The 17,698-nt window shown below is 64.2% G+C and carries 17 protein-coding genes; 10 read left to right on the top strand and 7 right to left on the bottom strand.

What is annotated here, in order from left to right; genetic code table 11:
• Positions 1-85 precede the first annotated feature (85 nt).
• Complete coding sequence (locus BGRAMDRAFT_RS15420; RefSeq protein WP_232292275.1) at positions 86-1,069, bottom strand: cupin domain-containing protein; 984 nt, start codon at positions 1,067-1,069, stop codon at positions 86-88.
• 130 nt (positions 1,070-1,199) lie between these two features.
• Between BGRAMDRAFT_RS15420 and BGRAMDRAFT_RS15415 the strand changes: the two genes are divergently transcribed.
• Together BGRAMDRAFT_RS15415 and BGRAMDRAFT_RS15410 are read left to right on the top strand one after the other, a co-directional pair.
• A complete protein-coding gene (locus tag BGRAMDRAFT_RS15415) occupies positions 1,200-1,736 on the top strand; it encodes a carboxymuconolactone decarboxylase family protein (protein ID WP_006049707.1) in 537 nt (178 codons plus the stop codon).
• Positions 1,737-1,777: 41 nt separating this feature from the next.
• Entirely contained in the window at positions 1,778-3,160 is a 1,383-nt protein-coding gene (locus tag BGRAMDRAFT_RS15410) for a dihydrolipoyl dehydrogenase (RefSeq protein ID WP_006049706.1), read from the top strand.
• A gap of 10 nt (positions 3,161-3,170) precedes the next feature.
• Here the strand turns inward: BGRAMDRAFT_RS15410 and BGRAMDRAFT_RS15405 are convergent, their stop codons facing one another.
• From BGRAMDRAFT_RS15405 to BGRAMDRAFT_RS15385, 5 genes are all read right to left on the bottom strand, one after another.
• Positions 3,171-3,935, bottom strand: coding sequence for a DUF4410 domain-containing protein (locus tag BGRAMDRAFT_RS15405; protein WP_006049705.1), 765 nt, complete (start codon positions 3,933-3,935; stop codon positions 3,171-3,173).
• A 175-nt stretch (positions 3,936-4,110) separates the two neighbouring features.
• Positions 4,111-5,475, bottom strand: coding sequence for an ATP-binding protein (locus BGRAMDRAFT_RS15400; protein ID WP_006049704.1), 1,365 nt, complete (start codon positions 5,473-5,475; stop codon positions 4,111-4,113).
• Positions 5,472-6,185, bottom strand: coding sequence for a response regulator (locus BGRAMDRAFT_RS15395; RefSeq protein WP_006049703.1), 714 nt, complete (start codon positions 6,183-6,185; stop codon positions 5,472-5,474). The genes BGRAMDRAFT_RS15400 and BGRAMDRAFT_RS15395 overlap by 4 nt, the downstream gene beginning before the upstream one ends.
• Before the next feature lie 26 nt (positions 6,186-6,211).
• Positions 6,212-6,502, bottom strand: coding sequence for an EF-hand domain-containing protein (locus BGRAMDRAFT_RS36115; protein WP_006049702.1), 291 nt, complete (start codon positions 6,500-6,502; stop codon positions 6,212-6,214).
• A gap of 67 nt (positions 6,503-6,569) precedes the next feature.
• Entirely contained in the window at positions 6,570-7,625 is a 1,056-nt protein-coding gene (locus BGRAMDRAFT_RS15385; protein ID WP_006049701.1) for a hypothetical protein, read from the bottom strand.
• Between the two features lie 299 nt (positions 7,626-7,924).
• On the opposite strand from BGRAMDRAFT_RS15385, the gene BGRAMDRAFT_RS15380 reads away from it, so the two are divergent.
• From BGRAMDRAFT_RS15380 to BGRAMDRAFT_RS15350, 7 genes are all read left to right on the top strand, one after another.
• Positions 7,925-8,851 carry a sterol desaturase family protein gene (locus BGRAMDRAFT_RS15380; protein WP_044021154.1) on the top strand — a complete coding sequence of 309 codons (927 nt, stop codon included), beginning with the start codon at positions 7,925-7,927 and terminating at the stop codon, positions 8,849-8,851.
• 290 nt (positions 8,852-9,141) lie between these two features.
• Positions 9,142-10,176, top strand: a complete 1,035-nt coding sequence (locus BGRAMDRAFT_RS15375) for a substrate-binding domain-containing protein (protein WP_006049699.1) — start codon at positions 9,142-9,144, stop codon at positions 10,174-10,176.
• A gap of 32 nt (positions 10,177-10,208) precedes the next feature.
• Positions 10,209-11,693: a sugar ABC transporter ATP-binding protein gene (locus BGRAMDRAFT_RS15370; RefSeq protein ID WP_006049698.1), complete on the top strand. Its 1,485-nt coding sequence runs from the start codon at positions 10,209-10,211 to the stop codon at positions 11,691-11,693.
• Entirely contained in the window at positions 11,690-12,625 is a 936-nt protein-coding gene (locus BGRAMDRAFT_RS15365; protein WP_006049697.1) for an ABC transporter permease, read from the top strand. The genes BGRAMDRAFT_RS15370 and BGRAMDRAFT_RS15365 overlap by 4 nt, the downstream gene beginning before the upstream one ends.
• The gene (locus tag BGRAMDRAFT_RS15360; protein ID WP_006049696.1) at positions 12,622-13,608 is read left to right on the top strand and encodes an ABC transporter permease; all 987 of its coding nucleotides are present in this window, start codon (positions 12,622-12,624) and stop codon (positions 13,606-13,608) included. Before BGRAMDRAFT_RS15365 ends, BGRAMDRAFT_RS15360 begins: the two co-directional genes overlap by 4 nt.
• A 63-nt stretch (positions 13,609-13,671) precedes the next feature.
• Positions 13,672-14,580: an SMP-30/gluconolactonase/LRE family protein gene (locus BGRAMDRAFT_RS15355; RefSeq protein ID WP_006049695.1), complete on the top strand. Its 909-nt coding sequence runs from the start codon at positions 13,672-13,674 to the stop codon at positions 14,578-14,580.
• 81 nt (positions 14,581-14,661) lie between these two features.
• Complete coding sequence (locus BGRAMDRAFT_RS15350; protein ID WP_216649191.1) at positions 14,662-15,660, top strand: ABC transporter substrate-binding protein; 999 nt, start codon at positions 14,662-14,664, stop codon at positions 15,658-15,660.
• Between the two features lie 26 nt (positions 15,661-15,686).
• Here the strand turns inward: BGRAMDRAFT_RS15350 and BGRAMDRAFT_RS15345 are convergent, their stop codons facing one another.
• Positions 15,687-16,580, bottom strand: coding sequence for a LysR family transcriptional regulator (locus BGRAMDRAFT_RS15345; RefSeq protein ID WP_006049693.1), 894 nt, complete (start codon positions 16,578-16,580; stop codon positions 15,687-15,689).
• Between the two features lie 102 nt (positions 16,581-16,682).
• On the opposite strand from BGRAMDRAFT_RS15345, the gene BGRAMDRAFT_RS15340 reads away from it, so the two are divergent.
• Positions 16,683-17,672 carry a zinc-dependent alcohol dehydrogenase family protein gene (locus tag BGRAMDRAFT_RS15340; RefSeq protein WP_006049692.1) on the top strand — a complete coding sequence of 330 codons (990 nt, stop codon included), beginning with the start codon at positions 16,683-16,685 and terminating at the stop codon, positions 17,670-17,672.
• The last annotated feature ends 26 nt before the right edge of the window (positions 17,673-17,698 follow it).

Genomic DNA, 17,698 nt, shown 5'->3' with positions numbered 1-17,698 from the left:
TGCCGGGGTCGTGCAGGTGCGACAGAATGCAAATACTGCGCCAGGCGCTTGCGATATGCGGATTCGCTTGCTTTACAGACCTGCGTTACAGACCTGCTTCTCCGACCTCGTTTCGCGACGAACGCGCACGCCACTTCGCTGGCGTCATGCCGACCTGCCGTTTGAAAACGCGCTGAAATGCGGCTTCCGATTGATACCCCACAGCCTCACCGATCTCGGCGACAGACATGCCCGTTTGCGCCAGCTTGCGTCCGGCGATCGCCATGCGGATGTCCGTGAGCACGTCGCTCGCCGAACGGCCGATCGCTTCGTCGAAATGACGGGCGAACGTAGCGCGCGACATGTGACAGAGTTCGGCGAGCGTCGGCAGCGTCCACGGCTTCCCCGGTTCGTCGAACATGGCCGCGAGAGCCGGTTGCAGGCGCTGACGCTGCGCAAGCGCAAGCAGGCCGCGCGGCGCTTCGTCGGTAGTGGACGCGCAGCGCAGCGTCAGCGCGAACAAAGCGCCCGAAAGCTGATTCACGACCGTCGCGCTGCCCGGCTGCTGCTCGAACGCTTCCTCACGCATTAATTCGATGACTCGCGCGAGCCGGCTTGCGGCGAACGCAGCGTCGCGCGCCGCTCCGTCGCCGGTGTCCGCGTTCACGCTGCTTACCAGCAAACGTCCCGGCAGATGATCGCGCATCAGTTGCTGCGGCACGGCCGGCAGCACGAAGCGCCCGCACAGCACATCGGCGCCTTCGCGTACTTTGCCGTTCGTGACGATGGTCAATCCGTCCTTCTGTTGCTCGCGCGCCGGTCGCGGCGGACTGCCGCTGCCGTCGTGCAACGTATGAGCGCTGCCCGATGGAAATAGCACGATGTCGCCGGCTTTCATGCGCAGCGCCGGTTCGCCTTTCGTTCCCGCAGCGCTTTCGATGACAGCCTCGCCGCGCAACAGCACGTGATACGGAAACTCCCACTCGTTCGATTGGGGATGGTCGAGGCGCCACGGCGAGCCGAAGTGGCAGCGCACATCGAGCCGTCCAGTCACCGGCATCAGCGAGAGCAATCGGTCGAGCAGTTCCATATGAGACGTTTGAGCATGAAGTTGCGAAAGTATGGCATTAAAGAACTCGCCGCGCATCCCTACACTGACTCCCATGCCATACGACATGGCTAAGCAGTTTCAACCGCCAACCTGAAGGAAGGAGTCAATCATGTCCCGTCTGACCACCATTCGCCCCGAAGAAGCAACTGGCGCAGCCGCCGAAGTGTTCGCGAAGATCAAGAAGGCCGTCGGCAAGGTGCCCAACGCCTACGCGACCATCGGCACGCACAGCCCCGAAGCGCTCAGCGCGGCGCTCGCATTCGATGCAGCCGTGGATGCCGGCACGCTCGGCAAGGCGGACATCGAAGTCATCAAGCTGGCCGTCAGCGAGCACGTGGGCTGTGACTACTGTGTGGCCGCGCATACGTTGAAGGGCAAGCTGGCCGGTCTGTCGAGCGACGACATGAAGCAGGTGCGTGCCGGCGTTGCAACCGGCGACGCGAAGCGCGACGCGCTGGTGACGTTTGTGCAAACGCTGGTCGGTACGCGCGGCACGGTGCCCGAGGCCGCGCTCGATGCAGTGCGCGCGGCCGGCTACACGGACCGCCAGATCATCGAAATCAACCTGGCCATCGCGTCGATTACGTTCACGAATCTCGTGAATCGCGTGAACGACACGACGATCGACTTCCCCGCAGTCAAGTAACCCGCAACTGCGGCACTCAAGTTTCGACAGGAGAGACTGTCATGCGCACCATTCATACAGACGTCGCCGTAATCGGCGCAGGCACGGCCGGGCTGTCGGCTTACCGCAGCGCGAAAGCCGAAGGCCGCAAGGCCGTGATCATCGAAGGCGGTGAATACGGCACGACGTGTGCGCGAGTGGGGTGCATGCCGTCGAAGCTGCTGATCGCGGCGGCGGAAGCCGCGCACGCCGCGAGCCACGCGGAACCGTTTGGCGTTCATGTCGATGGAGTGCGGATAGACGGCAAGGCGGTCATGCAGCGCGTGCGCAGCGAGCGTGACCGCTTCGTCGGCTTCGTCGTGGACGGCGTGCACGCGTTGCCGGAAGCGGACCGGCTGATCGGCCACGTGCGCTTCATCGACGACCGGCTGTTGCAGGTCGGCAGCGATACGCTCGTGCATGCGGCGAGCGTGGTGATCGCGACGGGTTCGACGCCTGTCGTCCCCGAGATTCTTCGTGGCGTCGGCGAGCGCGTTATCGTGAACGACGATGTGTTTGCATGGCAGACGCTGCCGCGCAGCGTGGCCGTGGTGGGCCCGGGCGTGATCGGTCTGGAACTCGGTCAGGCGCTGGCGCGCCTCGGAGTGAAGGTGAGCGTGTTTGGCGCGCGCGGCGGCGTGGGTCCGCTGACGGACCCCGTGATCGTGGCGGAAGCGCGCGCGACGTTTGCCGCAGCGTTTCACTTCGAGCCGCAGGGTACGCTCGAAGCCGCGGCGGCAGTCGAGGGCGGCGTGCGGATTCGCTATGCGCGGGCCGACGGAAGCTATGTCGAGGACACGTATGAGTACGTCCTCGCAGCGACCGGGCGACGCCCGAACGTTGCACAACTCGGCCTCGAAAACACATCGCTCGAACTGGATGCGCACGGCGTGCCGCGCTTCGACCGCGACACGCTGCAAGTGGGCGCCCACCCGGTCTTCATTGCGGGCGACGCGAACGGGATTCTGCCGCTCCTGCACGAAGCCGCCGACGAAGGCCGCGCCGCCGGACGCAATGCCGCGCTTTATCCCGATGTCGTGCCGCTGGTGAGGCGCGCGCCGCTCGCCATCGTTTTCTCCGATCCGCAGATCGCGATGGTCGGGGCACGGCATCGCGATCTCGCGCCGGATAGTTTCGTCGCGGGCGAAGTGAGCTTCGAAGACCAGGGGCGCAGCCGCGTCATGCTGAAGAATCACGGACGGGCGAGGGTGTACATCGATCGCGCGACGCGGCGCTTCGTCGGCGCGGAATGGTTCGGCCCGGCCGCGGAACACATCGGTCATCTGCTCGCGTGGAGCTTGCAAATGCAGGCGACGGTCGACGATATGCTCGGGATGCCTTTCTATCATCCGGTCGTCGAGGAAGGGTTGAGGACGGCGTTGCGGGATGCGGCGGCGCGGTTGTAGGAGACTGGCGTTAGTCGATATGTGTGGCCGACATCCATCCGTTGGCCGTGCTTACCGCCGCAATCTGCTTCGCGATCGAATCGCCGAGCTTTTTCGCGTCGCCGCTCATGCCGCCCTGTTTCGCCTCGGACGCGCCATGCAGCGCCGTGCCTGTCGCTGCTGCGGTTGCAACATGCGCAGCAGCGGCGCCGACGCCAGCGGTTTCCGCGATGCCGGGCATGTGACCGCTATCGGCGTTGGCGGAAAAGCTTTGCAGTTCGATCGGCGTGCCGGCGGCGGGCTTGTACAGGATCTGGATCGACGCGCTCACTTCGCTCTTGCCGGCGCCAAGCCCGATCAGCACGCGACGGCGGCGCTTGCCTTCGTCGATTGTCTGGAAGCTGCCTTCGACGACGAGCGCGTTTTCGTTCATCGGTGCAGGACCGTCCACGCGCACCGCGCGCAGTCCGAGCGTTTGCAGTTCGCGCACGATTTCGTCGGCGACCTGTTCACGAGTATCGCTCGCGGTCTGAAGCTGCTTTTGCTCCGACGATTCGCCCGTCATCGCCGCTCCGATTTTCTGCGCGATGCCGCCGCTGTCCGATTTCACCTGGTCGGGCGTGGCGCCGAACGAATACACGTAGATGACGTCGGCGCGAACATGCGGGACGGCGCTGGTCTGCGTCGTGGCGGCGATGCCCGAAGCGCAGCCGGTCAGAAGCAGCGCCCCTGCGACGAGTGCGGAGCCAGCTACACGTTTAGCGTTGCCAACGAATGATTTGAGTGATGTATGCATATCGATCCTGTCGTGGCACCGTGGCGCCGGTAAGTGTCGGGGAGGTGTGCCGCAGCACGTAGACGTGAGTATGGGAGGAAGCGGCTCCGCACACCATTCAGCAATTGTGTCGCGCGATGTCGCCAAGACCGTTCGCCAGGATCGTTCGCGCGGGGCCGGAGTAGGCCCGCCTTGCTTATGAAGAATGCCGGTTCAGCGGCAACGTGACGAGCGCCTCGAGACCGCCGCCTTCACGCGCACGAAACTGCAGCGAGCCGCCATGCAGACGCGCGATGCGCTCGACGATCGCAAGCCCGAGACCTGTGCCGCCCGAATGCGTCCGTGCGTTCGTACCGCGGCTGAACGGCGTCTTGAGTTTTTCCATTTCTGCGGCGTCGATTCCGCTGCCGCGATCGCAGACGGCGACGCACGCCGTATCGCCTTCGGTCCATGTGCGCACGGCAAGACCTGTGCGTCCATACGCAATCGCGTTGTGCATCAGATTCATCAAAAGCCGCATGAGGCTCACGGGCCGGTACGCGAACCCGGGGACTTCGCCGAGCGACAGTTCGAACTCGTGTCCGAGCCCCGCAAAATCCGCGGCGAGCTGACCGATGAGCGCGTTGAGATCTCCCTGCTGCGGCGGCTCGCGTTCGCCGCTGCCGGCGTAGTCCATGAACTGCTGGAGAATCGTGTCGATGTGGTCGAGATAGCTTTCCGCCGATGCGACGAAGGTGTCGTCGGCGCCGCGCGGAATCGCCATCGCCATCGCGAGACGCAGCTTGGTGAGCGGCGTGCGGATGTCGTGCGATACGCCCGCGAGCATCAGCGCGCGCGTTGCTTCGGCCTGCTGCAACGCCTCGGTCATCTGATTGAACGCGCCGCTCACCTGGGCGATTTCCGTCGGACCGTCGGTTGGCAGAACGACGGGCGCTTCGCCCGCGCTCACGTGCCGCGCGGCGCGCGCGAGGTCCTTCAGCGGCCGGTTGATGTGCAACTGGATCAGATAGCCCGTCAACGCGGCCAGTAACGCGAGGCCCACGGAAAGTATCAGCGTCGTGGTGATGCCGCTCGCCTGCGCGTCTTCTGTCATCGGCAGCGCAATCCAGCTTGGCGCGCCGGCGACGTGCACGCGAATCCACAGGCGCTCGCCGTCGCCGCCGTTGCCAGTTTGCCAGCGCACCGGCATGTCCGGCGGTAGATGATGCTGCAGCGCGCGAAGGAAGACATCGCGTTGCCATGTGCCGAACAGGCGCGGCAGGCTGCGCTGCGCTTTGACGCCATCGGGTTCGGGCGCCGCTGTCTGCGCACCGAGGCGCGCGGCCGCGGCGCGGCCCTGGTCGGGCGGCATCGCGGCGAGCACGCCATCGAGCGTCTTGACGTAATCGGCGAAGATGATCGCGGCGCGGTCGATGCGCGGACGCTGCACGAAATGCAGCAGCACCGCGAACGAGCACGCCTGCGTCAGTGCGACGAGCGCTACCAGCAGAACGATATTGCGCGTCAGCAGCGAACGTGGCAGCCATCTGCTGCGCCGCTTTGAACGCGTTGTGATGCTCACGAGTCGATGCCTGCAACGAGCATGTAGCCGACACCCCACACGGTCTTGATGAAGCGCGGTTTCGACGGATCGTCTTCGACGATCTGACGCAGCCGCAAAATCTGCACGTCGATGCTGCGGTCGAGCGCGTCGTGGTCGCGGCCGCGCGCCCGCGCAAGCAGATTCTCGCGGCTCACCGGCCGGTTCGGCGACGACCCGAGCGCGTGCAGCAGCAACATCTGCGCGGAGTGCACGTCGACCGGCTCGCCACGATGTCGCAGCGTTTGCTTGCCGACATCGAACTGGTATTCGCCGAAGCGCAGCGTTTGTGAAGTCACGGTCGGTACGCCCGCGGCCATTTTCTGGCGACGCAGCAGAGCGCGGATTCGCGCGACCAGTTCATCGGGGAGAAACGGTTTCGCGAGGTAGTCGTCGGCGCCGGTTTCGAGGCCGACGACGCGGTCGACGGGATCGCCTTTCGCGGTCAGCATGAGGATGGGCAGCGTCTGTCCTTCGGCGCGCAGCCGCCGGCATATCGTCAGCCCGTCTTCCGGTTCCATCATCAGGTCGAGCACGAGCAGGTCGTACGGTTCGCGCTGCAGGTAGCGGTCGAGCTGCTTGCCGTCGGCGACGACGCGCACATGGAACCCGTGTCCGGTCAGAAACCGTTGCAGCATGTTGCGCAACTCGGCTTCGTCGTCCAGCACGATGATCCTGTTCGCCTGATCCATGACGCGTCTCCCAGCCTCGTTGCCTTTCAGCGTGCCATTGCTTTCTGCTGCATGAGCGCCTCGATTTGCGGCAGCGTGACATAACCGGCGTGCTGCGTGTCGATTTCGTCGAAGTGTTTCGCGACCATCGGCATGCGGGCTGTCGCCTGCTCGCGCGTCAGCTTGCCGTCGCCCGTCGTGTTCGCTCGGGCAAAGCGGGCCTGCAATTGCTGCATCGCACGCTCGCCGCGCGGGGCATCCGCGGGTGGCAGTGCGCTTTGAGCCGAAGCCACTGCAGAAACAATACACAAGAGAAGCACTGCAATCATCTTTTTCATCATCTACTCCGTGTTTTCGCCGACGCTCGTGGCCGGCAGGGTTGATTCATCGATCTCACGTTTGCTGTTACGCCCAGTGCGCCGGCACCCAGAAGCGCCCGACCCAGTGGCCCGGAACCAGCACCGCGGGATGCGGCGCGGGCGCGACATACACAGGACGCGGCGCGACATACAGCGTGTGGGCCTGCGGCGCGATGAATACGACATGCGGCGGGGGCGGCGCAACGTAGACGACCTTCGGCGGCGGGGGCGCAACGTAGACGACCTTGGGTGCGGGCGGCGCGACGTAGACAGTCTTCGGTGCAGGCGGCGGCACGTAGGCGACCGGCGGCGGGGGCACATAAGCGGGCGGAGGCGCGACGACCACAGGCGCAGGCGCAGCAACCACCGGTACGGGCGCGACGACAACCGGAGCCGGCGCCACCACGACCGGCGGAGGCGCGACGACAACCGGTACGCTGCCCACGGCAACCGTCGCGCCGACAGTCGTAACCGTGCCCGTAGTCACCGTGCCGCCGTGCACGACCGTCGTGCCGCCGCCTGTCGTCACCACGCCGGGCGCCACGCGTGTCGCGCTGCCTGAATGGTTGACGGTTCCGCCATCGGAGCCCGTCACCGTCCCCGAACGATTGCAGGTTGAACCGGCACAGTCCGTCGATGCCGTGTGACTGGTCGTATTACCGTTCGCGCCGGTAACCGTGCCCGAAGACGAATACTGACCCGGCGCGTTGCGTGTCACGCTGCCCGAAGTCGTGGCGCTGTGGCCGTCCGAGCCGTTCAGCGCGCCGGTGTGGTCGCATGTGCCGCCTGCGCAGCTCGTGTCGCCCGAGTGCTGCACCTGACGTCCGTTGGGGCCCGTCGCCGTGCCCGAATTCGAGAACTGGCCGGGTGCGGTGCGGTTGACCGTGCCGGTGTTGGTGGCGATCCCGCCATAAGGATTCTCGACGCCGCCGGCGTGCATGCAACTGCCGCCTGTGCAGGAGCCGTAGTGTGCGCCGTTGTAAGTGCCGTGCGGCGTGTAGGCGGTGCCATGACCCGACCATCCGGCGAAGGCGGGCGTGCTGATGGTGCTGATCGCGATGAGCATGGCAGCGCTGGCTGCGGCGAGGTAACGGAGTTTCATGAGGTGTCCTTCCCGGTTCGGTTAGTCACGCACTGCGGCGTGGCAGCGGAACGAACTATAAGAGGACCTCGCGAAATAATCGCCCGGTAAAAGATGTCGCGGTGTTACACCCCCGCGGCGGGCCGCCAGCAGCCGGGCCGCATGGCCCGATTCGCCGTCGCGGCCGCGATTTCGTGACATCTGGCGACATGGTTTACGCGTGGTCTTTGGCCGGGCAGCCCACTACATTAGCTTCACCCGACGCGATAGCGGCTTTGCCCGCAGACGACGCGTCCCACCTCAACCGTTATCTGCCCATCATGTCGACTACTGGAAAAATCGCGCTTTTCGTTACCGTGTTCATCATTGGCGTCTCGCTGATCGAGGCATGCGTGCTCACCCGCACACAGCGAAACAGCGCCTCGCCCTTCGACTGGTATGAAGTATGGATTTCGCTCGCCGATGTGGCCGGCCGCAAGCTGCTCGCGCTGCTGCCGCTTTCGCTCGCGACGCCGATATTCGCCCTTGCCTGGGATCACCGCCTCTTTACCGTCACGCTCAACAGCGCGCTGATGCTGTTCGTGCTCTTTATCGGACAGGAGTTCTGCTACTACTGGTATCACCGCGCGTCGCACCGTATCCGCTTTTTCTGGGCGACGCACGCGGTTCACCACTCGCCGAACCAGTTGACGCTTTCGTCCGCCTATCGCCTCGGCTTGACCGGCAAACTGACCGGCTCCGCAATCTTCTTCACGCCGCTCGTCTGGCTCGGCGTACGCCCCGAAATCGTGCTCGCGACGCTGAGCTTCAATCTGCTCTACCAGTTCTGGCTGCATAACACGTGGACGCCGAAACTCGGCTGGCTCGAATACGTGTTCAATACGCCGTCGGCGCATCGCGTGCATCACGCATCGAACGTCGATTATCTCGATGCAAACTTTGGCGGCGTGCTTGTCATATTCGATCGGCTGTTCGGCACCTATGCTGAAGAACGCGCCGATGAACCGTGCCGCTACGGTCTCACGACACCGACGCGCTCACGCAATCCGCTCGTCGTCGAATTCGAGCACTGGGTGAGTCTTGCACGCGATGTCGCGTCGGCGGGCAGCGTCTGGGCCGCGATTTGCTACGTGATTCTGCCGCCCGGCTGGCGCGCTGACGGCGCTGGCGAAACGACAGAAGCACTGCGTCGGCAGAGTCTGGCCGCAGCGCGTACGGTTCCGGCGAGTACGACACAGGGACGATGAGCAATGCGGTCCGGCGCGCCGATGTGCCGTTTCCCGACCTGGCCATTTATACCGACGGCCAATTCCGTTACCGGTAACGGAAATCGAATTGCACGCGCCGAAGGCAGTCGTTATACTGCCTCGGCGATCCGGTGGCCTGGCCACCGTGATTGGCCTGACCGCAGAACGGGTTCGAAGCAGACTGTCCGAAATGTATAGCGGCCGCGCACAAGCGGCCGTGTTCGCAAGAGGCGTGCTGTAGACAAAGTCGAGTCGCGCCTCCGACAAGCAGAATGAAAGGAGACGACAAGATGTTCCGTAAAGGAATGCAGGTCAAGATCGCCGCGGCCGTGGTCGCGTGCGTGTTGGGAGGCGCCGCGCAGGCGCAGGTCGCAACCGGCGATACGTCGCAGAAAAAGATCGCGCTGTCGAACAGCTTCGCGGGCAACGCGTGGCGGCAGTCGATGCTCAAAAGCTGGAACGCCGTCTCGCAGCAGGCGGTCGCCGACAAGAAAGTCGCCGCCGCGCCGGCCTTCACCACCGCCGAAAACCAGGTGACGGAGCAGGCGCAACAAATCCAGAATCTCATCTTGCAGGGCTATAACGCGATCGTGATCGACGCCGTGTCGCCCACTGCGCTCAACGGCACGATCAAGAAGGCGTGCGCGGCAGGCGTCGTTGTCGTTTCGTTCGACGGCGTCGTCGACGAGCCTTGCGCGTATCGCGTGAACTTCGATTTCAAGGGCTGGGCCGAGCAGGGCGTCGACTATCTGGCGACGCGGCTCAACGGCAAGGGCAACATTCTCGAAGTGCGCGGCGTGGCCGGTATTTCGGTCGATAACCTCATGCACGAAGGCGTGCTCGAAGGGCTCAAGAAGCATCCGGGCATGAAGCTCGTCGGATCGGTCAACGGCGACTGGACGCAGTCCGTCGCGCAGAAAGCCGTCGCGGGCATTCTTCCGACGCTGCCGCAAGTGGACGGCGTCGCGACCGAAGGCGAGATGTCGTTCGGCATCGCGCAGGCGTTCAAGGCGGCCAACCGGCCCGCGCCTCCGATGATTATCGGCAGCACGTATCCCGAGCTTCAATGGTGGAGCGAACAGACGAAGGCCGGCTATCAGTCGCGCTCGCTGTCCAATCCGCCGGGCGCGGTGAGCTTTGCATTCTGGGTCGCGCAGCAAGTGCTCGCGGGCAAGAAGATCCCGAAAGAAGTCACGATCAACGTGCCGCTGCTCGCCATCTCGCAACAGGAGTTGCCCGCGAAGCTCGCGGCGATTCCGCCTGGCGGCATCGCCGATGTGACCTATACGTTGCCGCAAACCGTGGCCTTGCTCGACAAGAAGTAAGCGCAGAAGACGCCACCCACGGAGACAGGTGAATGGGCGCAACATCCAGCCAGGAGGACAGCCGCGCGCTGATCCGCTTCGAAGGCATCGGCAAGACGTTCGGGCGGGTCCGCGCACTCACGGACATCGACTTCGCGTTCCTGCCCGGTGAATGTGTCGGCATTGCCGGCCACAACGGCGCGGGCAAATCGACGCTGATGTCGGTGCTCGCAGGCGTGTACGCGCCGACGCAAGGTCGCATCGAAGTAGACGGCCACGACGCGCCGCACTACGACGCGAATGCCGCCAGAAATGCAGGCGTGCGCTGCGTGTTTCAGGAACTCTCGTTGTGCGCGAATCTGACCGTGGCCGAGAACATGACCGTCGTGCATCCGCATTTGCATGGACGCGGCTGGCGACGCAAGGCCACCGCGCTGATGCGCGAGAAGCTCGACGAAATCTTTCCTGACCACGGCCTGAAGGGCGGCGAACTCGTCTCCGATCTCACGCTCACGCAGCAGCAAATGGTGGAGATCGCGCGCGCCTTTACAGTCACCGATACGCCCGTGCGTCTCGTGATTCTCGACGAGCCGACTTCCTCGCTCGACGCTCATACCGCCGAGCAGTTGCTCGCCTTCGTGCGGCGCGCGGCTGCCGAGCGCGGTATTACGTGTCTGCTCATCACGCACATGCTCGGCGAAATAGAGCGAGTGGCGGACCGCGTGATGGTGATGCGCGACGGCGGTATCGTCGGCGTGCTGCCGCGCGCGCAGTCGAGCCGCGCGTCGATCATTCAGGCGATGGGCCAGCATCTCGAAGCCGACAAGTCGCCGGCCGCGGCGCGCGCGCGTAATGCGCGCAGCGATCAAGCGCATTTTCGCTGGAATGTCGGCGTGAAGAAGCACACCGTAATCGAAGCGTCGCGCGGCGAGATCGTCGGCTTCGCGGGACTCGCGGGACAAGGTCAAACCGAAGCGCTGCTATCCATCTACGATGCCGCGACACGTCACGGCGCGGCCCGCACGAAGGTCGCATTCGTTGCGGGCGATCGCGGACGCGACGGCGTGTTTCCCGTCTGGTCGATCGCGCAGAATCTCGATCTGCGCTGGCTGCTCGGCGGCGCAAAACGCAAGCGCGGTCTCGTCGATTTCGCCGCGGCGCGCGAACTCGTCGAAGCATGGCGCGCGAAGATCGGAATACGCGGCGCGTCGATGAACGCAGGCATTCTTTCGCTCTCGGGCGGCAATCAGCAAAAGGTTCTGTTCGCGCGCGCGCTTGCCTGCGACGCCGAACTCATTCTGATGGACGATCCCACGCGCGGCGTCGATGTCGGCACCAAGCGCGACATCTATCAACTCGTACACGAAGAAGCCGCGAAAGGCCGCACCTTCATCTGGTACACCACGGAAAACGAAGAACTCTCGCACTGCGATCGCACTTACGTGTTCCGCTCCGCCGCCGTTACGCGCGTGCTTCACGCCGACGAATGCACGGAAGAGGCGCTGCTCGCGGCGAGCTTCGAGGATCAGGCAGCATGACATTCGCTAATACGCAGGCGCGTTTGCGCGCGATGCTTCCCGCCATTTCGCTGGTCGCGGTGCTGGTGCCGATCGCCATCATGCAGCCGACCGTGATGAGCTACTTCGGCTCCAGCCTGCTGCTGAATCTCGCCGTGCCGATCGTGCTCGCGACGCTCGCGCAGCTCGCGATCATCACCGTCAACGATCTGGATCTGTCGATTGGGCCGTTCGTGAGTCTTGTCGCGTGCATCGGTGCAACGCTGCTGGTGAAGCAACCGTGGCTCGGCGCGCTGGCTTTAGCCGGTTGCGTGCTCGCGTATGCGGCCGTCGGCGCGCTGATCGAGTTGCGGCAGATTCCGTCCATCGTCGTAACGCTTGGTCTTTCGTTCGTATGGAGCGGGCTCGCCATCGTGCTGCTGCCGTCGCCTGGCGGCACGAGTCCCGAGTGGCTCGGCACGGCAATGGGCTATCAGACGCCGCTTATCGCCGCGCCCATCGTGTGGTCGGTGCTGATCGCGATCGTCGGACACCTGCTGCTGATGCGCTCGTCGGCGGGCGTGCGGGTTCGCGGCGCGGGCGGCAATCCGCGCGCGATGCGCCGCTTCGGCTGGTCGCTCGTGCGTAGCAAGGCGACGCTCTACGGCGTGGCGGGCGTGTTCGGGGTGCTGTCGGGGCTCTCGCTGCTCGGCCTGACGACTTCCGCCGACGCCAATCTCGCGCTGCGCTATACGTTGCTGTCGATTGCGGCGGTGATACTCGGCGGCGGTGAATTTATCGGCGGCCGCGTGTCGGTAGTCGGCGCGGTGCTCGGTGCGATCACGCTGACGCTTGCCGCGTCGTTTCTCGCTTTCCTCAACATCTCGGCGGATTGGCAGGTCGGCATGCAGGGAGCGATTCTGATCGTCGTGTTGTCGTTGCGCGTGCTGCTGCAACGCGGAGAACGCCGGTGAAAACGCAAATTTCCAGCGAGCCGATCGCTTCTCAGGACAGCGCCTGGGCGCGGCTCAAAAGTATTCAGGCGCCGTGGGCCTGGTCGTTCGTCGGCACGGTGCTGGTGTGGTTCGGCATTGTCGGCGTGTTCGGCTTCGGCATCGCGAGCAATGTCGCGCAGACGGCGCTGACCTACGGCGTCTTCATGGTGCTTGTCGGCCTCGGGCAGATGCTCGTCATCACATCGGGCGTCGGCAACATCGACCTGTCGGTGCCGTCGACCATCGCGCTTGCCGGCGTGATCGGCATGCATGTGATGCGCAGCTCGAACGGATACATCGCGTTGGGCGTGGCCGCGGTGCTGGGCGTGGGCGTCGTTGTCGGCGTCGCCAACTACATGCTGATTCGCCTTTTGCGCATCCCGCCGATCATCGCGACGCTGTCGTCGAGCTTCATCATTCAGTCGATTGCGATCACGCAAGGCCGCCAGTTGCCGCCGCCACCGCCCGCGCTCGGCGCTTTCGCGACGGGCCGCGTTGCGGGCGTGCCGTATATCGCGCTGCTCGCGCTCGCGTTGTCGATTGCGCTCGCGGTGCTGCTGCATCGCGCCGTGTATGGCCGCAGGCTTTCCGCTATCGGCCAGAACGCGCGGGCCGCATGGCTCGCGGGCGTCAACGTGCATCGCACGCGGTGCCTCGCTTATGTGCTGTCGTCGATGATCGCGTCGCTCACCGCGTTGCTGCTCGCGGCCATATCCGGCGGCGCGTCGCTCGACATGGGCGTGGAGTACATGCTGATTTCGATTGCCGTGGTCGTGATCGGCGGCACGCTGGTGACGGGCGGCAAGGCGACCATCGTCGGCGTATGGGGCGCGTCCATGTTCCTCTTTCTCACGAACGCGGCGCTCAATGCGGTTGGCGCCGATGCGGGCGTGCGCTCCATCGTGTATGGCGTGTTGATCATTTCAGTGACCGTGGCGGCGGGCGGAAAAGTGCTGCGATAGGCTTTGCAATAAGCGTTGCAATTGAAGCCCGCAGTAATAGCAAATAGAGAAGGGCAAGGAGACATGAAAAGCACCGACTTCGAAGTACATGACCCGCGTTTCAGGCTGCTGCTTCAGCCCAACGCCTTTCTGACGCGTCTCACGAACGAATGCCTGTGGGCCGAAGGTCCGGTCTATTTCCCGGCGACAGACCTGCTTATCTGGAGCGACATACCGAACAACCGCATGATGCGTTGGGCGCCCGGCATGGGCGTAGGCGTTTATCGTGCGCCGTCCAACTACAGCAATGGCAACACGCGTGACCGCGAGGGACGGCTCGTGACCTGCGAGCACGGCACGCGACGCGTGACGCGCACCGAACACGACGGCAGCGTGACGGTGCTGGCGTCGCACTTCGAAGGCAAGCGCCTCAATTCTCCGAACGATGTAGTCGTGGATTCCAAAGGCGACATCTGGTTCACCGATCCCGACTACGGCATTCTGAGCGACTACGAAGGTTATCGCGCCGACAGCGAGATCGGCCGCTGCAACGTCTATCGCATCGGCGCCGACAGCGCGCAGGTGAAACTGGTCTGCGACGACTTCGCGAAGCCGAACGGTCTCGCGTTCTCGCCGGACGAGAGCAAAGTTTATATCGCCGATTCCGCTGCTTCGCACGACGACAACGCGCCGCGCCATATCCGCGTATTCGACGTGACGAGCGAAGGCGGTCTGCGCAACGGGCGTGTTTTTGCGGAGATGCAAAGTGGCGTTCCAGACGGCATGCGCATCGACGAGCACGGCAACGTCTGGACCAGCGCCGAAGACGGCGTGCATTGCTACGCGCCCAATGGCGCGCTGCTCGGCAAGATCCTGATACCCGAAGTCGTAGCCAATCTGACCTTCGGCGGATTGAACCGCAATTGCCTGTTCATCGCCGCGACGGCTTCCATCTATTCGCTTCATGTGGGCGTGCGCGGCGCGGGCCGCTGAAGCGCCCGAATACTTCAAATACATCGAATACTCGACAGGAGACAAGACGTGCAGATAAAAAAACTGGCTCTCTCGCTGTGCATGGCCGCGATATGCGTGGCTGCATCCGCGGGCGCATCGGCGCAGGTCGCGACGGGCGATACCTCGTCGATGAAAATTGCGCTGTCGAATAACTATGCTGGCAATAGCTGGCGTCAGCAGATGCTCAAGAGCTGGTCCAACATCGCGGACCCGGCAGTCAAGCAAAAGATCGTCGCGGCCGCGCCGAGCTTCACCACGGCGGAAAGCCAGGCGACCGAGCAGGTCCAGCAGATCCAGAACCTGATACTCCAGGGCTTCAAGGCGATCGCGGTCGATTCCGTGTCGCCCACGGCGCTCAACGGCGTCATCAAGCAGGCGTGCGGCGCGGGCGTGACGGTCGTATCGTTCGACGGCATCGCGACCGAGCCGTGCGCCTATCGCATCGCCGTCGATTTTCAGGGCATGGGCCGCATGCAGGTCGACTATCTGGCGAAGCGTCTGAACGGCAAGGGCAACCTGCTCGAGATTCGCGGGCTAGCGGGTGTCTCCGTCGACGACGAGATTCATCAGGGCATGGTCGACGAACTGAAGAAGTATCCGGGCCTGAAGGTGGTCGGTTCGGTGCATGGCGACTGGACGCAGACGGTCGCGCAAAAGCAGGTTGCGGGTGTGTTGCCGACGTTGCCGAAGATCGACGGCGTGCTCACGCAAGGCGGCGACGGTTTCGGCGCGGCGCAGGCGATCAAGGCGGCCGGACGGCCGACGCCGATCATCATTCTTGGCAACCGCCAGGAAGAACTTGCGTGGTGGGCCGATCAGAAAAAGAGCGGCTACGAAACGATGTCGGTGACCATTCCGCCCGGCGCGTCGTCGTTCGCATTCTGGGTGACGCAGCAGATTCTCGCGGGCAAGAAGGTGCCGCACGACATTCGCATGCCGGTGCTCGAAGTGAAGCCCGACGAACTCGACGCCGTGCTGGCGAAGACGCCGCCTGGCGCGCTCGCGAACAAGGAGTACACGCGCGAGGAAGTGGTGGCGGTCATCGACGGAAAGAAATAGAACGGCCGCTACTTGCGTCGACCGATCTATCCCTCGCCAAAGCGCGCCACGACGAAATCGATGAAGCTGCGCAGCTTCGGCGTGGGCCGGCGGTCGGGTGCGAACAGCAGATGGATCGGCAGCGGCGGCGGTTCGTAGTCCGGCAGCACGCGCACGAGGCGCCCCGCAGCGAGATCTTCGCGCAGCATGGCGCATGGTTGCAGGATGATGCCCGCGCCTTCGACTGCGGCATTGCGCAGCGCCTGGCCGTTGTTGATCGAGAAGCGGCTGCTGACCGGCACCACATGCCGGCCGTCCGGCCCGACCAGGTGCCATTCACGTAACGGCCCGCGACCCCAGTAAGAGAATCCGGGGCACTCATGCTGCGTCAGATCTTCAGGGCGTAGAGGCGTGCCGCGCTCAGCCAGATACGCGGGCGACGCGCAGATCGTCAGTCGATAAGGACCGATCGGCCGCGCAATCAGCCTCGAATCGGCGATCGGCGCGATGCGCACGACCGCGTCATAGCCTTCGTCGATTACGTCGATCAGCCGGTCGCTCAGCGTCAGGTCAACACTGACTTCGGGATGCTGCCGCATGTATTGCGCGAGCGTCGGCACAAGGCTGTGCGCGCCGAAGCTCACCGGTGCATTGATGCGCAGCTTGCCGCGCGGCGCGGCCTGAAGGTTCGCGGCCAGCGCCTCCGCCGCTTCCATCTCGGCGAGCACGGACTTGCTGCGCTCGTAAAACGCGCGCCCGGCTTCGGTGAGGCTTTGGCGGCGCGTCGAACGATTGATGAGCTGCATGCGATAGCGCTCCTCGAGCAGCCGCACATGCTTGCCGACGGCCTGCGATGTCATGCCGAGCGCCGCGCCGGCTGCGGCGAACGAGCCTGTTTCCGCCGCTTTGACGAAGACCGCCATGCTGGTGAGACGATCCATGATTAGAAACAGTTAGGTTCGATAGTCAGAGCGAACGCGCCATTTATCGTGCGGCCGGCTCAAATTATAGTGAGTTCGTCACTTACTCGTTGGAGAGCGAACATGCCGCGTGTCGTACGTTTTCATCAGAATGGCGGTCCCGAAGTGCTGCGGATCGATAACGTCGAAGTGCCGCCGCCCGCCGCGGACGAGATCCAGTTGCAGATTCGTGCGCTGGGCGTGAACAGAGCGGAGTCCATGTTCCGCTCCGGCTTCTATGTGGAGTCGCCCGTGTTTCCCGCGCGGCTCGGTTATGAAGCGTCCGGCGTCGTCAGCGCCGTTGGTTCGTCCGTGACCAACGTCGCCGTCGGCGACGCGGTCGCCATCATTCCGCCCATGTCGATCACGCGATGGGGCGCGTATGGCGATACCGGCAATTTTCCGGCGGCGCATGCGGTGAAGAATCCACCGTCGCTAGGATTCACCGAGGCCGCGGCGGTGTGGATGCAGTATGTAACGGCGTGGGGCGCACTGGTCGACATCGCGCAACTGCGCGCAGGCGAGGCGGTCATCATCACGGCGTCGTCGAGCAGCGTGGGGCTTGCGGCGATTCAGGTGGCAAAGAGCGTGGGCGCCATTGCGATTGCGACGACCCGCACCGACGCGAAGAAAAACGCGCTGCTGGAAGCGGGCGCCGACCACGTGATCGTCACGCAGCAGGAAGATCTGGTCGCGCGCGTCAACGAAATCACCGGCGGCGCGGGCGCGCGCGTCGCGTTCGATCCGGTGCTCGGGCCGGAGTTCGAGAAAGTGGCCGATGCGCTGTGCGAGCGCGGCATCGTGTTCGCTTATGGCGCGCTGAGTCCAGAACCGACGCCGTTCCCGCTGTTCGCGATCCTCGGCAAGATGCTGACCGTGTATGGCTACCAGTACAAGCTGATCGTGAGCGATCCGGCGCGTCTGGAAAGGGCAAAGCGCTTCGTTCTCGATGGCCTTTCGTCGGGCGTGCTGAAGCCGGTGATCGACAAGGTCTTCCCGCTTGAGCAGATCGTCGACGCTCATCGTTATCTCGAGTCGAACCAGCAGTTCGGGAAGATTGTTGTCACGGTGTGAGGACGTTTGCAGGCATAGCGTTCGGA

It is taken from the genome of Paraburkholderia graminis C4D1M (assembly GCF_000172415.1).
In the GTDB taxonomy this organism is placed as follows: domain Bacteria; phylum Pseudomonadota; class Gammaproteobacteria; order Burkholderiales; family Burkholderiaceae; genus Paraburkholderia; species Paraburkholderia graminis.
Note: the sequence above shows the minus strand (reverse complement) of the source record. Positions and strands in the feature narration are given on the sequence as shown.

What these genes read in the sequence shown, in the direction of transcription:
- BGRAMDRAFT_RS15420 (WP_232292275.1), bottom strand. Translation starts at nt 1,069, where the DNA reads ATGGAACTGCTCGACCGATTGCTCTCGCTGATGCCGGTGACTGGACGG.
- BGRAMDRAFT_RS15415 (WP_006049707.1), top strand. Translation starts at nt 1,200, where the DNA reads ATGTCCCGTCTGACCACCATTCGCCCCGAAGAAGCAACTGGCGCAGCC.
- BGRAMDRAFT_RS15410 (WP_006049706.1), top strand. Translation starts at nt 1,778, where the DNA reads ATGCGCACCATTCATACAGACGTCGCCGTAATCGGCGCAGGCACGGCC.
- BGRAMDRAFT_RS15405 (WP_006049705.1), bottom strand. Translation starts at nt 3,935, where the DNA reads ATGCATACATCACTCAAATCATTCGTTGGCAACGCTAAACGTGTAGCT.
- BGRAMDRAFT_RS15395 (WP_006049703.1), bottom strand. Translation starts at nt 6,185, where the DNA reads ATGGATCAGGCGAACAGGATCATCGTGCTGGACGACGAAGCCGAGTTG.
- BGRAMDRAFT_RS36115 (WP_006049702.1), bottom strand. Translation starts at nt 6,502, where the DNA reads ATGAAAAAGATGATTGCAGTGCTTCTCTTGTGTATTGTTTCTGCAGTG.
- BGRAMDRAFT_RS15385 (WP_006049701.1), bottom strand. Translation starts at nt 7,625, where the DNA reads ATGAAACTCCGTTACCTCGCCGCAGCCAGCGCTGCCATGCTCATCGCG.
- BGRAMDRAFT_RS15380 (WP_044021154.1), top strand. Translation starts at nt 7,925, where the DNA reads ATGTCGACTACTGGAAAAATCGCGCTTTTCGTTACCGTGTTCATCATT.
- BGRAMDRAFT_RS15375 (WP_006049699.1), top strand. Translation starts at nt 9,142, where the DNA reads ATGTTCCGTAAAGGAATGCAGGTCAAGATCGCCGCGGCCGTGGTCGCG.
- BGRAMDRAFT_RS15370 (WP_006049698.1), top strand. Translation starts at nt 10,209, where the DNA reads ATGGGCGCAACATCCAGCCAGGAGGACAGCCGCGCGCTGATCCGCTTC.
- BGRAMDRAFT_RS15365 (WP_006049697.1), top strand. Translation starts at nt 11,690, where the DNA reads ATGACATTCGCTAATACGCAGGCGCGTTTGCGCGCGATGCTTCCCGCC.
- BGRAMDRAFT_RS15355 (WP_006049695.1), top strand. Translation starts at nt 13,672, where the DNA reads ATGAAAAGCACCGACTTCGAAGTACATGACCCGCGTTTCAGGCTGCTG.
- BGRAMDRAFT_RS15350 (WP_216649191.1), top strand. Translation starts at nt 14,662, where the DNA reads ATGGCCGCGATATGCGTGGCTGCATCCGCGGGCGCATCGGCGCAGGTC.
- BGRAMDRAFT_RS15345 (WP_006049693.1), bottom strand. Translation starts at nt 16,580, where the DNA reads ATGGATCGTCTCACCAGCATGGCGGTCTTCGTCAAAGCGGCGGAAACA.
- BGRAMDRAFT_RS15340 (WP_006049692.1), top strand. Translation starts at nt 16,683, where the DNA reads ATGCCGCGTGTCGTACGTTTTCATCAGAATGGCGGTCCCGAAGTGCTG.